This window comes from Mycobacterium sp. EPa45, from assembly GCF_001021385.1.
Lineage (GTDB): Bacteria > Actinomycetota > Actinomycetes > Mycobacteriales > Mycobacteriaceae > Mycobacterium.
Genome location: NZ_CP011773.1, coordinates 3553837 through 3568011 on the forward strand (window position 1 = coordinate 3553837; position 14175 = coordinate 3568011).

A 14175-nucleotide genomic window follows, 5' to 3' on the forward strand; every position below is an offset into this window, starting at 1 on the left:
TAGTCATCTGACACACCCGCGCGCCTTCGCCGGAATGCCGGGGTAGGTTCGCCGGGAAAGCCATCGGAGGAGAAGCGCGTTGGAGATGTTCCACCCGTCCATGGACTGGGGACACGAGCTCGTCCCGTCCCTGATCTGGATCGCCAAGGCGTGGGCCATCAGCGCCGTCCTGAGCCTGATCGTGTTGGTCATCCTGGCCAAGTACACGACCTGGGGCCGGCAGTACTGGCGGATCACCGGCGAATACTTCAAGGGTCGGCAGAGCATCAGGGTCTGGATCTGGGTCGGCGTGCTGCTGTTGTCGACGATCATCTCGGTGCGCCTCGACGTGCTGCTCAGCTACTACAGCAATGACCTGTACACCTCGCTGCAGGTGGCGTTCCAGGGTGCCGGCGGCGGCAATGAGGAAATGAAGCAGTCCGGCATCCACGGGTTCTGGGCGGCGCTGATCCTGTTCGCCATTCTGGCAACCATCTACATCAGCCGGGTGATGCTGGACATCTATCTGATGCAGCGGTTCATCATCCGCTGGCGCGTGTGGCTCACCGACCGGCTCACCTGCGACTGGCTTGACGACCACGCGTACTACCGCACCCGCTTCACCGACAGCGATATCGACAACCCCGACCAGCGCATCCAGTACGACATCGACATCTTCACCGCCGGCGTCGGCTCGTCACCGAACCAGCCGACGATCATGAGCTCCAACACCCTGCTGTTCGGCGCCATCAACTCTCTGGTGACGGTCGTTTCGTTCACCGTGATCCTGTGGAACCTGTCCGGTCCGCTGACGTTCCTCGGGGTGACGCTCGGGCACGCGTTGTTCTGGGTGGTCCTGGTCTATGTGATCTTCGCGACGATCATCGCGTTCTGGATCGGCCACCCGCTGATCAAGCTGAGTTTCCGCAACGAGCTGACCAACGCCGTGTTCCGCTACGCGCTGGTGCGCCTGCGTGATGCCGCCGAGGCCGTCGGCTTCTATCGGGGCGAGAACGCCGAGCGCGGGCTGCTGCGCGCCAAGTTCGCCCAGATCATCGCCAACTACAAGCGCTATGTGAACCGCACGATCGCCCTGACCGGCTGGAACCTGTCGATGAGCCAGATCATCAACCCGCTGCCGTTGGTGATCCAGGCGCCGCGGCTGTTCGCCGGGCAGATCGACCTCGGTGACGTCACCCAGTCGTCGAGTGCGTTCGGCTCCATCCACGACTCACTGTCGTTTTTCCGCAACGCCTATGACTCGTTCGCTTCCTACCGGGCCGCCATCATCCGTCTGCACGGTCTGGTGGAAACCAACGCCGAGGCCCGCGAACTGCCCAAGCTGACCACGGTCGCCAGCCACGACGGCTCGGTGGAGTTGCGCCGGGTCGAGGTCCGCACCCCCAGCGGCGCCCAGCTCGTCGATCCGATCGATCTGCGGCTGGAGCCGGGCGAGACGCTCGTCATCACCGGACCCTCGGGCGCCGGCAAGACGACGCTGCTGCGCAGCCTCGCGCAGCTGTGGCCGTTCACCTCGGGCACCCTGTGCCGCCCCGACGATGACGACACCATGTTCCTGTCGCAGATGCCCTATGTCCCGCTGGGCGATCTGCGCACGGTGGTGTCCTACCCGGCCACATCCGGCGCGATCAGCGATGACGAGCTGCAGCAGGCGCTGTCCAAAGTTGCTTTGTCGCACTTGACGATTCGGCTCAACGAGTCCCAGGACTGGGCGAAGGTGCTCTCACCGGGCGAGCAGCAGCGCATCGCGTTCGCCCGCGTGCTGCTGACCAAGCCGAAGGCAGTCTTCCTCGACGAGGCCACCTCGGCGCTGGACGAGGGTCTGGAGTTCGCGCTCTACGAGATGGTGCGCACCGAGCTGCCGAACACCATCCTGGTCAGCGTCAGCCACCGCAGCACCGTCGAGCAGCATCACGTCAAGCACCTGGAGCTGCTCGGCGAGGGCCAGTGGCGCCTCGGTCACGTCGAAGGCAACGAACCGGCGACGGTCTGATCGCCGCGGTAGTACCCGGCGTCCCCCCTGGGACGTAGTTCAAGATCAGTCCCCGGCACGATGTGCTCGGCGCACCGAGTTCATGGAAGTAGCCGCGCCGGCGCAGCCGGTTTCGTGCTGAAGGACTCGCCTGCCGAAGAAACTCATCCGAGCCGTGCGCGCGGTCGCTGCCGGCCAGGGTTTCCTCGACCCGGCGGTCACCGCGCGAATCCTGACCGCGTACCGGCGCACCGGGGCGCCCACGCGCCCCAACACCGCGCTGGAAAACGTCACCCCGCGCGAGATCGACGTCCTCACACTGATCGGCAAAGGCCGGACAAACGGCGAAATTGCCCACGAGCTCGGAATTTCCGCACTCACCGTCAAGACGCACATCGGCCGGATCTTCACCAAACTCGGACTGCGCGACCGCGCCTCGGCGATCGTGTTCGCCTACGATCATCGCCTGGTGTCGTCGCCCTGACGTCTCAGCCGCCAAGTGCCACCTTGGCGGCGTGCGTTCCGGCGCGCCGCCCGAAGAACGAGCCCTCCCCCAGCTGGGTGCCACTGGCATAACCCTTGCCGTCCTGGGCGATATTGGATGCGCACGCGCCCGCCGCGTACAACCCGGGGATCACGCTGCCGTCGTCGCGCAACACCTCGCCGTCGACGTCGGTGGCCAGACCGCCGACGGTGAAGCCGGAATACATCGCCTTGCCGAGCGTCAGATCGAAGGCCCCCCACGGCCCCTTGTCTTGTGGCGCAAGGAATTCCGGCTGCTTGTGGAACTCGGGGTCCTCGCCCTGTGCGGCGTACTTGTTGTAGTTGTTCAGTGTCTCGACAAGATTGCCTGGCGGGATGCCCAGTGCGGCTTCCATCTCCTCAACGGTCTCCCAGCCGTCGATGAACGTGATGAGCGGGATCTCCGGGCGCTGCATGTGCGCTTCGTCGACGATCAGGTACGCCGCACTGTCGGGCTGGTCCATCACGAAACCCGAAGTGCGCGAATGGTAGGAGTCTTCGGTGACGAACCGCTTGCCCTCCTTGTTGACGATGATTCCGGTCAGCAGGATCGACGGCGGGTAGACGGGCGCGGTGATGAAGATCTGGTCCATGTGCTTGGTTGCCCCGCCCACCGACTCACCGAGGCGGATGCCCAGGCCGTCGTCGTAGGTGTTGCCGAGCACGAACGGCTTCTCGGCGAGCTTCGGCGTGAGCTTGGCGACCATCTCCGGATTCATCACGAACCCACCCGCGGCGATCACTACCGCCTTCGCCCGGATCGACCCGGTCTCGGTGAACTTCTTCCACGACACCCCGACCACCGAGTCGCCATCGACCACGAGGTTGGTCGCGCCGGTCTCGTAGCGGATCTGCACACCCAACTCGGCGCACCGTTTGAGCAGCAGGTCGATCACCATGGCCGCGCCCTGGGTGTCACCGGGAACCGGCACTTTGTGGCCGCGCGGGGCGGGCACTGCCATGTTCTTGTACGGCCACACCTTCTCGTTGCCGGTGAACATCAGGCCCTCGGTGTTGGGCTGGATGACCGCCTTTTCGGGGTAATAGCTCCGCTCGAACGCGATCCCGAGTTCCTCGAGCCAGTCGAAGTGCTCGACGCTGCCCTCGCAGTAGGCGCGGATCTTGTCGAGTTCGGGCTCACGCGACACCGCGACCAGGTACTTGTACATCTCCTCGACGCTGTCGCTGTGCCCGGTCGCCTTCTGCACCGCGGTTCCGCCACCGAGGTAGAAATGGCCGCCGGCCATCGAGGTCGTGCCACCGGCGACCGCTGCGCGCTCGAGTACGAGGACCCGCGCGCCGGCGGCGGCGGCGCTGACCGCCGCGCACCCGCCGCCGATGCCGAACCCGATCACCACGACGTCGAACTCGTCGGACCACTCGGTCACGTCCGAGGCGGCGACGGTCGTGGGAATGTCCAGGCCACTCATTGCTGCTCCTGTTTCACATAGTCGAAGAACGTGCGGATCTCGTCGGGGATGTAAGCGATTTCCAGGTAGGGCACGCCGGCCGCGGCGGCGGACACGTACGCGAACCGCATGCCGCCCGGCATGACACCGCGGGCGACGACCTCCGCCTTCGAGCCCGCTTCGGTCAGCGCGGCCTCGAAGGCGTCGGCGTCGGGGACCTCCACGCAGATGTGGTGCAACCCGGGCCCGCTGTCGGCCAAGAAGTCCGTATAGATGCTCTCGCCACGGGTCGGCGCGATGAGCTCCAACTGGGTGTCGCCGGCGTAGCTCAGCGAGATGTCGGCGTGGTAGTCGGCGGGCGCGCCTCGGTGCTCGCAGGTATCCGGCCCGAAGTGCACGTCCGGCATCCGGATCCATTTCGCGGCCCCGAGCAGCGTGGTCAGCGCCGCCTCGGTGGCGTCCAGGTCGCCGGTCACCCACGCGATCTGGACAGGTGTCTGGTCAGTCATCGGTTCGAGGATATCCCCGCCCCGCCGGTGTGGCTAGAACGTGTTCTAGTTTGCGGTCCGGCGGTCAACATGTCGACGGCCAGCTCGATCTGCTGGTCGAACAATCCCTGCGGATCGGTGAAGGTGTCGGTTCCGTACTGGCCGAAAACCTCAAGGCTGACGGCCCCGATCACGATCGCCCAGACCGCGGTGCACCGGATCACCAGTGCGTCGTCGCCCGGAAAGCCGAACTCGTCGCGGACCCGCCTCAGGTCTGTCGACATCGGTTGTGCGACATGGTGTTCGGTGAGGCTAATGTCGCCGGTGACCACGCCGGAAGCCACCGCATCGAACAGCATGCCGATCACCCGCGTGCCGGGGCCGGTGGTCAACTCGGCGGGGGCGTGATAGCCCGGCACCGGGGTGCCGTACAGCAGCGCCCACTCGGCCGGGTGCTCCAGGGCCCAACCCCGGATCGCGCGGGCGATGGCCGCGACGTCTGCTCGCCAGCCGCCATCGGTTTCTGCGCGGGCCTGCCCGACTGCGTCGGCGAGGTCGGAGTACGCGTCGACCAGCAGCAGGGTCAGTAGCGCGTCGCGACTGGAAACGTAGCGATACACCGCCGAGGACACCATGCCGAGCTCGCGGGCGATCGCGCGCACCGACAGGCCGGCGGCGCCCACGCTGGCCAACTGCCGTCGGCCCAGCTCCACAATCTGAGCCTCGATGCGTTGCCGCGCGTCCTGCCGTTTCCCCACGTGCCGAGTCTCGCACAGCCGAGAACACTGCTCTTGCTATTCCACGGCGGCGGTGGCATCCTCAAAACAAGAGCATTGCTCTCTAATTTGAGGAGACCCCATGGCTACGCACTACGACCGCCCGAACGCCGCTGCCCGCGCGTTCAATGTCGTCATCCGCCACCTCGCCGAGGCCGGTATCAGCATCGCCGGCACCCGCGCGCTGCGGGTACGTGGGCGGAAATCCGGCGCGCCGCACCGCGTCGTCGTCAACGTGTTGCAGGTCGACGGGACGGACTATCTGGTTTCGCCGCGGGGCAACACCCAGTGGGCCCGCAACGCGCGGGCCGCCGGCGAGGTGGAACTCGGCTCACGTTGGCGGCGTTCGACAGTCGCACTCACCGAAGTCGACGACGAGGCCAAACCCGCGTTGTTGAAGAGCTACCTCGACCGGTGGTACTGGGAAGTCAAGGGGCACGTCGCCGAGCTGACGCCCGACTCGACTGCCGATCAATTGCGCGCTGCCGCACCGAAAATCCCGGTGTTCGCGCTCGCCCGCTAGTTGGCGTTCGCCTGCTCGGCCGCAGCCACGTTGACGACGTCGGCACCGGCGCGAACCTGCTGGCTGGTGGCGACCCATGACACCGCTGCGGGCAGGTTGCCCCAGGTGCTGTTGAAGAGCCCGACGATCACGGCCTTGTTGTTGTCGACCGGCATGTACACCGGGCCACCGGAGTCACCCTTCTGGCTCACCACACCGTTCGCCATGGTGAACCAGCCGTTGTTGACCCGCTCGATCGAGCCGCAGCTCTCACCGGTGATCACGCCGAAGTGGCAGACCGGCTGACCGTTGGCCATCGGCGGAGCGGCCTCGGCGACGAGCTGGCGCCCACCGGGCAGGATGTTGTTGACCGTGACGTCGGCGCCCAGCGTGATCATCTCGTAGTCGGAGATCACCTGGTCGGTGCGCACGACGGCGCCGTCGGGGGTGTTGTCCTGGAACGTCGACACCATGCCGATGAAACGACCGTCCCGGTCGGTCACCGGGCCGTCGGCCTGGCAGTGGCCGGCCGAGTAGGCGACTCGCGCCACCGGATCGACATAGCCGAGTGTGCACACGTTACTGGCCTGGCGGATTTCCATCCCGGGTGAGACCACGGCTCCGGGGGTAGCCTGGGCGATCGGTGCCAGGGTCGCGGATGCGGCGACGACAGCTGCGGCGGCGAGGACAACTTTGTGAGCAAAGTGCGACACTGTACACCCCGATCGGTCGGCGACTCGTCAAGGACGCGCCGCGAAAGAATCTCGACTGTGTATCGGCGCCGATCTCAAATCGTTACCAACGAGCTATGACGTACCCGGCGTGTCGCCGCGGGAATCACGCCAGATGGGCTTATGAGTCGAAGCCCAGCCCCAGCCGATCGAGTGTGCGCAGGATGAGATTGCGTTTGCCCTGGTTATGGTCCGCCCGATCGAGCGACCATCGGGTCGCCTGAATTCCGACGCTGGCCACCGGTTCGGGCGGGAACGGCAGCGGCTTGCGGTTGACCATCTCCAACTCGGTCCGCTCGGTGGGATGACCGTCGAGCAGATCCAGGCAGACGTCGGCGGCGAAGCGTGCCGCGCCGACGCCCAGACCGGTGAATCCGTTGACGTAGGCGATCCGTCCCCGGCCGGCCAGGCCCCAGTGCGCACAGAACCGGGTGTTGGTGTCGATTGCGCCGGCCCAACGATGGCTGAACCGGACGTCCTCGAGTTGCGGGAAGGTGATGAAGAAGTGTGCGGCCAGCTTGCGATAGGTCTCCGGGCGGTCCTCGTACATCGGGTCGACGCGACGGCCGTAGTGATAGACCGCGTCGTAGCCGCCCCAGACGATCCGGTTGTCCGCCGAGAGACGGTAGTAGTGGAACTGATTGCCGCTGTCGCCGATGCCCTGCCGTGAGCGCCACCCGATGCGGTCCAGCTGTTCGGCGGTCAGTGGCTCGGTGGCCAGCACGTAGTCGTACACCGGAATGGTGTGTAGCCGGTTGCGCTTTAGCAGACTCGGAAAGACGTTGGTGGCCAACACGATTTGATCGGAATCGATGAGCCCGGCGCGGGCCTGGACCCGGACCCCCCGCCGTTCGCGTTGCACCGACAGCGCCGAGGTGTGTTCGAAGATTTCAACGCCGGCCTCGGCGCAGGCGCGGGCCAGCTCGAACACCAGCCGGGCGGGATGGACGATCGCGCAGGTGTCAGTCGCCCACAGGCCGGCCCGATAGGTCGGCGAGGCGACCTCGTCGCGGACAGCGGCCTGGTCGAGGAACCGGCCCTCGCCGTCGTCGGCACCCTCGGCCAGCCAGTCGACCTGATGCGGTTCGGTGGCCACCGTCAGCATGCCGGTGCGCTCCCAGTCCACACTCATGCCGTAGGACTCGATATCGGCCTGCATCCCGTCGAGGTTGGCCAGGCCGAGTTTTTCCAGGCGCTCGAATTCGGTTGGCCAGCGCGACTTTCCGTTCTCGGCGCCATGCGTGATGCTGGCTTCGACGAAACCCCCGTTGCGTCCCGATGCCGCCCATCCGAGCCGCTCGGCTTCGATCAAGACCACTCGCGCCCCGGGGTTGCGCTGCTTGGCGTGCAGCGCCGACCACAGGCCGGCGTACCCGCCGCCGACCACCAGCAAGTCACAGGTCAGGCCGCCGGACAGCGCCGGATATTCAGGCCGCGGGATGTCCAGCCACATCGATCCGAACGCCGCCGGACCCAACGCCCGGGCAATCAGGGCGGGGTCGACTCGGCGATCGAATACGGTCTGCACCGTTGCATGGTGCCATGCCGTGAGCGCCCTACCGGGCGAACCGCGCGAGTAGGGGTCCGACGATGGCGAGCACGAAAACGTAGGGCGTGGCCAGCGATCCGATCGCAGCGACCGTGGTGCCCGCCAGCCCGATGATCACCAGCGAGAACTCGCCGCGCGCGACCAGCGCGGTCCCCGCGCGAAGCTGGCCCGGGCGGCCGACCCCGTCACGGCGGGCCGCATACACACCGGTGGCCACCTTGGTGGCCGCCGTGACCGCGGCGAGCAGCACAGCCACCGGCAGCATCGGCACCAGGTCCGCGGGTGCCACTGACAATCCGATAGCCACGAAGAACACGGCGGCGAACAGGTCGCGCAGTGGGGTCAGCACCGAACGGGCCCGCTCGGCGGTCTCCCCCGTCAGCGTCAAGCCGACCAGGAACGCACCCACCGCCGCCGAGGCGTGCAGATGTTCGGCGGCTGCCGACACGAGCAGGGTCAGCCCCAGAATGCGCAACAACAGTTGCTCGTCGTCGGGATGGCTGATCAGCCGGCCCAGGTGGTGGCCCCAGCGATACGACGCCGCGAAGACCACCGCGAGCGCGATCATCGCCGCGCCCATCCACAGCAGCGCCTCCCACCAGGTGCCGCCGGCCGCCAGCACGGCCAGCAGCGGCAAGTAGGCGGCCATCGCGAAATCCTCGAGCACCAAGATCGACAGCACCGCAGGGGTTTCGCGGTTACCCAATCGGCGCAGATCGTTGAGCAGGCGGGCGATCACGCCCGACGACGAGATGAACGTGATGCCCGCCATCGCCAGGATGCCGACGAAGTTCAGGCCCAGCAGCCAGCCGGCGATGGCACCCGGGGTGGCGTTGAGGATGAGATCGACGCCTGCCGACGGCAGGTGCCGCCGCATACTGGCGGCGAACTCGCCGATGGAGAACTCCAGGCCCAAGGTCAACAGCAGCAGCACCACGCCGATCGTGGCGCCGGTCGAGACGAACTCCCCCGCCGCCGGGACCGGCGCGATGCCGCCGTTGCCGAGCGCCAGCCCGGCCAGCAGGTACAGCGGGATCGGCGACAGCGCAAACCTGCGCGCCATGGTTCCGAGGATCGTCAGGACCGTGAAGATGACGCCGAGTTCGAGGAGGAGCGCCGCCGACACAGCCACGCAGATCAGCCTTGGTCGACTATTCGCCGGACGCCGGAAATGCCGTGCTCGGTTCCGATCACCACCAGAACATCACGGGCGTGCAGCACCTGGTCAGGCTTCGGTGAAGCCAGCACCTCTTCGTCGCGCACGATCGCCACAATCGATGCGCCGGTTCGGGTGCGCGCCTTGGTGTCGCCCAGCGGCCGGTCGACGAACGGCGACCCCGGCACGATTTCGACCTGGCCCGCGTCGAGCCCGGGGACTTCCTTGGTCAGGTCGGCGAAGCGTTCCACCATCCGCGGGGCACCGAGGATCTGGGCCAGCGCCTCGGCTTCCTCGTCGGTGAGGCGGAACACCGGGCGAGCCTGATCGGGGTCGGCGGCACCGTATACGACGACTTCGAAATCACCGCTGCGGCGTGCGATCACGCCGATGCGGTTGCCCTCGGCATTGTCGAATTCATAGCGCAGTCCGACTCCGGGCAGCAGGACTTCCTTGACCTCCATGGGCTCCATCCTCGATGACGGCACCGATGTTGACTAGCTGGTGGCCACCGTAGCGGCCGGCTGCGCGGCGGTGCGGGGTTGCCACCCGGGCGGCCCGAAGATGTAGCCCATGCGGTCGCGCCAGCGGTGCGCCGAGCGCACGTCGCGCGCGATCGCCGCGTATTCATGGGTCTGCAGTTTCCAGATGTTGAACGTGGTGACCGGTTTGGTCAGCCCGTAGTGCGGGCGGTACAGCTCCGGCTGGAAGGATCCGAACAACCGATCCCAGATGATCAGGATGCCGCCGTAGTTCTTGTCGAGATACTCCGGGTCCATCCCGTGATGCACCCGGTGGTGCGAGGGCGTGTTGAACACGAACTCGAAGGCGCGCGGCAGCTTGTCGATGCGCTCGGTATGGATCCAGAACTGGTATATCAGGCTGATCGAGAAGCTGGTGAACACCATCCACGGCGGAACGCCCAACAGCGGCAACGGAATCCACATGATGATCTCGCCGCTGTTGTTCCACTTCTGGCGCAGCGCGGTCGCGAAGTTGAAGTACCGGCTGGAGTGATGCGCCTGATGCGTCGCCCAGATCAGCCGGACCCGGTGGGCGGTGCGGTGATAGGCGTAGAACAGCACATCCACGCCGACGATCGCGATCACCCACGTGTACCACTTGGTCGGCGACAGGTGCCACGGCGCGACGTAGGCGTAGAGCGCCGCATAGCCGAGCAGTGCCCCGAACTTCCAGATGCCCATCGTCGCCACCGACATCAGCCCCATCGAGATCGAGGCCCACGCGTCGCGGGTGTGGTAGGCGCCGGAGGCGGGTTGCTCGGTTTCCGCCAGGCGCTCGAGCTTGCGGGCGGCGGTCCACTCGATGGTCAGCAGCAGCAGGAAGAACGGGATCGCGAACAACACCGGCTCACGCATCTGCGGCGGGAGAACGGACAACAGTTCCCCGAGTCGATCCACGCTGACTACCTCCGATGTCGCCCGGCCCAGCGGCCCCGACGTGGCATTCTAACGCGATCCGGCCGCACTGTTAGACACGGCGTCAAGAAGCGTCAGCGGAAGCTGAGCACCTCGTCGCCCCAGGTCTGGCGGATCGGGCGGTCCAGGTCGTCGACGACGCGGTCCTCGCGGTCGATGACCAACGTCGCCCGGTCATCTGCGCGATACGGCGCCCAGTGCGGCTGTCCGATCGGCAGGTTGGGATCGCCGGTGGCCGCGAACCTGGTCCACCGCGCCCGCATGCGCATCGACAACTCCTCGCCGGTCTTGAGCCCACCGAGTTTGAAGGTGAGGTCCCGGGGACCGGAGATCAGATTGCCCCACACGTAGATCAACTCGGTGGCATGGGCGGCGCCGAGTCGAATGGCCTTGAAAAGTGGCGTGGCCCAATCGAATCGGTAGAGATAGACGGGCGCGACATTGGTGTGCCCCTCGGCGAACCACACCGTCGGCATCCGGAAGCCCACGTCGCTTGCCACCCCCAGACTGCGGGTGCGCGCCATCTTGGCGGGGTATGCCGAACTGACCTGCTCGGAGGTCGGCAGTTGCAGGCCCGGCTGATCGTCGGCCATCTCGTTGAACATCGTTCGGACCGATCTGGGTGCGATCGGCATCAACGGTGAGCGCATGAGCCGGAACAGTGCCGCCTCGTCCTTGTTGGTGCCGATGAGCAGTGGCACGGGATGTGTTCTGCCCGCCCTGGCCAAGGTCACCGGGTAGTCCGGAACGAGCTCTCCGTCCACGGTCGGCGCGAACGCCAGCTGCCCGGGTTTGGTGGCAGGCACATGGTCGAACACCTGTTGGGAGGCGTCGATGAGGGTCGCAACGGGAGCCCGATGTGCCTCGTCTGCCGTCATCCCCAGCCGCTCGAGGAACAGCTCGGCCATCGCGCCGGCGCGTTGGCTGCCGTAGACCGAGGTGGCAGGTGCGCTCTGGGCAATCGCGCGGGAGAACAGACCCTTGGCTTCCGGTACGGCCAGCAGCGTGGTGGTGATCGCCGCCCCGGCGGACTCACCGAACAACGTCACCCGGTCCGGGTCGCCACCGAACGCGGCGATGTTGTCCTGCACCCAGCGCAACGCGGCCAGCACGTCGCGCAGGGCGACGTTGCTGTCGAAGCCGGCCGCCGAAAAATCAAGGAAGCCCAGCGCTCCGAGCCGGTAGTTGATGGTGACAACCACGACGTCGGAACCACCGGCCAGCACAGTGCCGTCGTACATCGGCTGGCTGCCCGAGCCGAAGATGTAGGCACCGCCATGGACCCACACCATGACCGGCTTGGCATCGGTCGAATCAGATGGCGCCCACACGTTGAGGAACAGGCAATCCTCATCGGCACGTGTGCCCAAGCCCATCGGGATGGGGCTGCGTGGCTGCGGGCTCACCGGACCGAACGTCGTCGCGTCCGCCACGTCGGTCCACGGCTGCGGAGGCACCGGCGCGCGCCAGCGGAGATCGCCGACCGGCGGGGCAGCGTAGCGAAGGCCCTTCCAGGTCCTGACCCGGCCGTCATCGGCACCGCGGACCGGACCGTAGCTGGTCTGGACGACCGGGCTGTCCACGATCGAACGAATGCTGGCATCCGCTGTCATCGTTATCCTCCTGCAGCTAGCGCGGCGTCGATGAACGACACCACCCGTCCAGGTTACCGGCGGGTAGCCGGCCCGACCGCGTTGCTGCTCGTCTATCCGGTCACCGCAACCGGCCCCTATGACGGCGGCCACAGCTGTCTTCCCAGCTATCCTGGCCGGCGTGCGGAAATGGGTGCTGCTGTTGGCCGCTATCGCCGTAGAGGTCACCGGAACCCTGTCGTTGCGAGCGTCGCAGGACCATTCCGCCTGGCTGGTCCTTGTGGTGACCGGCTATCTCGCCTCGTTCTATTTCCTCGCGCTGGTGCTGCGCGCCGGCATGCCGGTCGGGGTGGCCTACGGCGTCTGGGGTGCGCTGGGAACCGCGGCGACGGCGGTGCTCGCCGCGGTGATCTTCGGCGACCCGTTCACCGCCCCGATCGTCGTCGGGATCGGGCTGATCATTGCCGGGGTGTTGATGGTCGAGCTCGGCTCGCGGCATCCCGCCGGCGAGAACGGCACACCATGATGTGGCTGACGCTGGCCGGTGCCATCCTCATCGAGATCTGCGCGACTCTGTGCCTGCGCGCCTCTGACGGTTTCCGCAAGAGGGCGTGGATCGCGCCGATGCTGATCGGCTATCTGGTGTCGTTCACCCTGCTCTGGGTGACGCTGTCGCTGGGCATGCCGGTCGGCGTCGCCTACGGCGTGTGGTCGGCGGCCGGCGTCGCCCTGATCGCGGTGATCGCACGGTTCCTCTTCCGCGACCCGCTGACCCCGCTGATGATGGGCGGTATCGCGCTGATCATCGCCGGCGTGCTCACGATCGAGCTGACCGGCGCCGCGGGCTGAGAGCGGGGGCCAGCAGCACAGCGACGAGTCCCGCGGCGGGCACGATCAGCAGACCGACTCGCAATGACGCGGCGTCGGCGATCGCGCCGACGACAATCGGCGAGCCCAGGAATCCCACTCGCATCAGCCAGGTCAGTACCGTCAGCCCGGTTCCCGGCCGCAACCCCGGCAGCGCGTCGGCGGCGTGCATCGCGCCCGGTACCAGGGTGGCCGAGCCGAATCCGGCGGCGGCGAACCCGGCGATGGCGCCGGGAACGCCGGGAGACGCCAATGCGGTCGCCATGCCCACCGCGATGGTCAGGCCGCCGGCGCGGGCCACCGCACACGGTCCCCACCGGTCGGTCATCCGATCGCCGACGACGCGGCCGACGAACTGAAAGCCGACCAGCGCGACGTAACCGAACGCGGCCAGCGCCGCCGGTGCCGACAGCGAGTCCCGCAGGTACAGCGATGCCCACGAGCTGCCGGCGTCTTCGACGACGGCCCCGGCGATCGCAATGGCGACCAGCGCAGCCAGCACGACGTAGCCGGCCCGGCCCGAGCGCGCGCCGGCACGTGCTTCGGCGCGGCTCTCGGAGTCGTGATGGTCCGGCCCCGGCAGCAGGAAGCGGTAGGCGATCAGGCAGACGACGCTGAACAACACCGCCGACGCCGACAGCTGCACAGCGCGGGCGATTCCGAGATAGATCGCGCCTGCGCCGATCAAACCGCCGAGCACTGCACCGGATGACCACACCGCGTGCAGCGAATTGATGATGAACCGGCCGTACGTCCGCTGCACCCGCAGACCGTGCACATTCTGGGCGACATCGGTCACCGAATCGGCCGCGCCGGCGCAGAACAGTGCCGCGGCCAGCGTCGCCCCGGTCGGCGCCAGTCCGGCGGCGATGGTGAAAACGGCGATCAGCACGCTACCTGTCACCGCGACCACCGACGATCGGTAGCGGCGGATGAGCAGCGCCGCCGTCGGTCCTGTCAGCAGAGCGCCTGCCGAGAATGCCGCCACCGCAAGACCGAAGGCCGTGTTGGACAACTCGAGCTCCGATTTGATCTCGGGGAAGCGCGGCAGCAAGTTGGCGAACAACGCACCGTTGGTCAGGAACAGCGCGGCGCTGGCCACCCGGGCCCGACGGTGTCCCACGTCGAGTTCGGGGGTGCCCATGGCACGCGAGGTTACGGCCAACCAAGCA

Annotated in this window: 14 protein-coding genes and 1 pseudogene; 5 read left to right on the top strand and 10 right to left on the bottom strand. The window is 67.0% G+C overall.

Annotated elements, in window-relative coordinates; translation table 11 throughout:
* The first annotated feature begins 85 nt into the window (after positions 1-85).
* Positions 86-1993 carry an ABC transporter ATP-binding protein/permease gene (locus AB431_RS17065; protein WP_162489446.1) on the top strand — a complete coding sequence of 636 codons (1908 nt, stop codon included), beginning with the start codon at positions 86-88 and terminating at the stop codon, positions 1991-1993.
* An 84-nt stretch (positions 1994-2077) separates the two neighbouring features.
* A pseudogene (locus tag AB431_RS17070) lies at positions 2078-2456 on the top strand (LuxR C-terminal-related transcriptional regulator); the annotation flags it as partial.
* 4 nt (positions 2457-2460) lie between these two features.
* On the opposite strand, the gene AB431_RS17075 reads toward AB431_RS17070, so the two are convergent.
* The 3 genes from AB431_RS17075 to AB431_RS17085 are packed head-to-tail and all read right to left on the bottom strand — an operon-like array spanning position 2461 to position 5149.
* Entirely contained in the window at positions 2461-3924 is a 1464-nt protein-coding gene (locus tag AB431_RS17075) for an FAD-binding protein (RefSeq protein ID WP_047330931.1), read from the bottom strand.
* Positions 3921-4412, bottom strand: a complete 492-nt coding sequence (locus AB431_RS17080) for a VOC family protein (RefSeq protein ID WP_047330932.1) — start codon at positions 4410-4412, stop codon at positions 3921-3923. Before AB431_RS17080 ends, AB431_RS17075 begins: the two co-directional genes overlap by 4 nt.
* The gene (locus tag AB431_RS17085) at positions 4409-5149 is read right to left on the bottom strand and encodes a TetR/AcrR family transcriptional regulator (protein WP_200902652.1); all 741 of its coding nucleotides are present in this window, start codon (positions 5147-5149) and stop codon (positions 4409-4411) included. Before AB431_RS17085 ends, AB431_RS17080 begins: the two co-directional genes overlap by 4 nt.
* A gap of 100 nt (positions 5150-5249) precedes the next feature.
* On the opposite strand from AB431_RS17085, the gene AB431_RS17090 reads away from it, so the two are divergent.
* Positions 5250-5690 (top strand): nitroreductase/quinone reductase family protein, encoded by a 441-nt coding sequence (locus AB431_RS17090; RefSeq protein ID WP_047330933.1) that lies wholly within the window; start codon positions 5250-5252, stop codon positions 5688-5690.
* Here AB431_RS17090 and AB431_RS17095 read toward each other — a convergent pair.
* The 6 genes from AB431_RS17095 to AB431_RS17120 form a co-directional block, all read right to left on the bottom strand.
* Positions 5687-6382 carry a hypothetical protein gene (locus AB431_RS17095; RefSeq protein ID WP_047330934.1) on the bottom strand — a complete coding sequence of 232 codons (696 nt, stop codon included), beginning with the start codon at positions 6380-6382 and terminating at the stop codon, positions 5687-5689. The genes AB431_RS17090 and AB431_RS17095 overlap by 4 nt on opposite strands.
* A 139-nt stretch (positions 6383-6521) precedes the next feature.
* On the bottom strand, positions 6522-7928 hold the full coding sequence (locus AB431_RS17100; RefSeq protein WP_047330935.1) for an FAD-binding oxidoreductase: 1407 nt from the start codon (positions 7926-7928) through the stop codon (positions 6522-6524).
* 28 nt (positions 7929-7956) lie between these two features.
* The gene (locus AB431_RS17105) at positions 7957-9081 is read right to left on the bottom strand and encodes a cation:proton antiporter (protein WP_047330936.1); all 1125 of its coding nucleotides are present in this window, start codon (positions 9079-9081) and stop codon (positions 7957-7959) included.
* Positions 9082-9086: 5 nt separating this feature from the next.
* Positions 9087-9569 carry a cation:proton antiporter regulatory subunit gene (locus AB431_RS17110; RefSeq protein WP_047330937.1) on the bottom strand — a complete coding sequence of 161 codons (483 nt, stop codon included), beginning with the start codon at positions 9567-9569 and terminating at the stop codon, positions 9087-9089.
* A gap of 33 nt (positions 9570-9602) precedes the next feature.
* The gene (locus AB431_RS17115) at positions 9603-10484 is read right to left on the bottom strand and encodes a sterol desaturase family protein (protein ID WP_082135712.1); all 882 of its coding nucleotides are present in this window, start codon (positions 10482-10484) and stop codon (positions 9603-9605) included.
* Positions 10485-10618: 134 nt separating this feature from the next.
* Positions 10619-12157 carry a carboxylesterase/lipase family protein gene (locus AB431_RS17120; RefSeq protein ID WP_047330939.1) on the bottom strand — a complete coding sequence of 513 codons (1539 nt, stop codon included), beginning with the start codon at positions 12155-12157 and terminating at the stop codon, positions 10619-10621.
* A 160-nt stretch (positions 12158-12317) separates the two neighbouring features.
* Here AB431_RS17120 and AB431_RS17125 point away from each other — a divergent pair, with 160 nt between their 5' ends.
* Positions 12318-12662 (top strand): multidrug efflux SMR transporter, encoded by a 345-nt coding sequence (locus AB431_RS17125; RefSeq protein ID WP_047333518.1) that lies wholly within the window; start codon positions 12318-12320, stop codon positions 12660-12662.
* On the top strand, positions 12662-12985 hold the full coding sequence (locus tag AB431_RS17130) for a multidrug efflux SMR transporter (RefSeq protein WP_047333519.1): 324 nt from the start codon (positions 12662-12664) through the stop codon (positions 12983-12985). The genes AB431_RS17125 and AB431_RS17130 overlap by 1 nt, the downstream gene beginning before the upstream one ends.
* On the opposite strand, the gene AB431_RS17135 is transcribed toward AB431_RS17130, so the two are convergent.
* Entirely contained in the window at positions 12954-14147 is a 1194-nt protein-coding gene (locus AB431_RS17135) for an MFS transporter (RefSeq protein ID WP_047330940.1), read from the bottom strand. The genes AB431_RS17130 and AB431_RS17135 overlap by 32 nt on opposite strands.
* Positions 14148-14175: the final 28 nt, after the last annotated feature.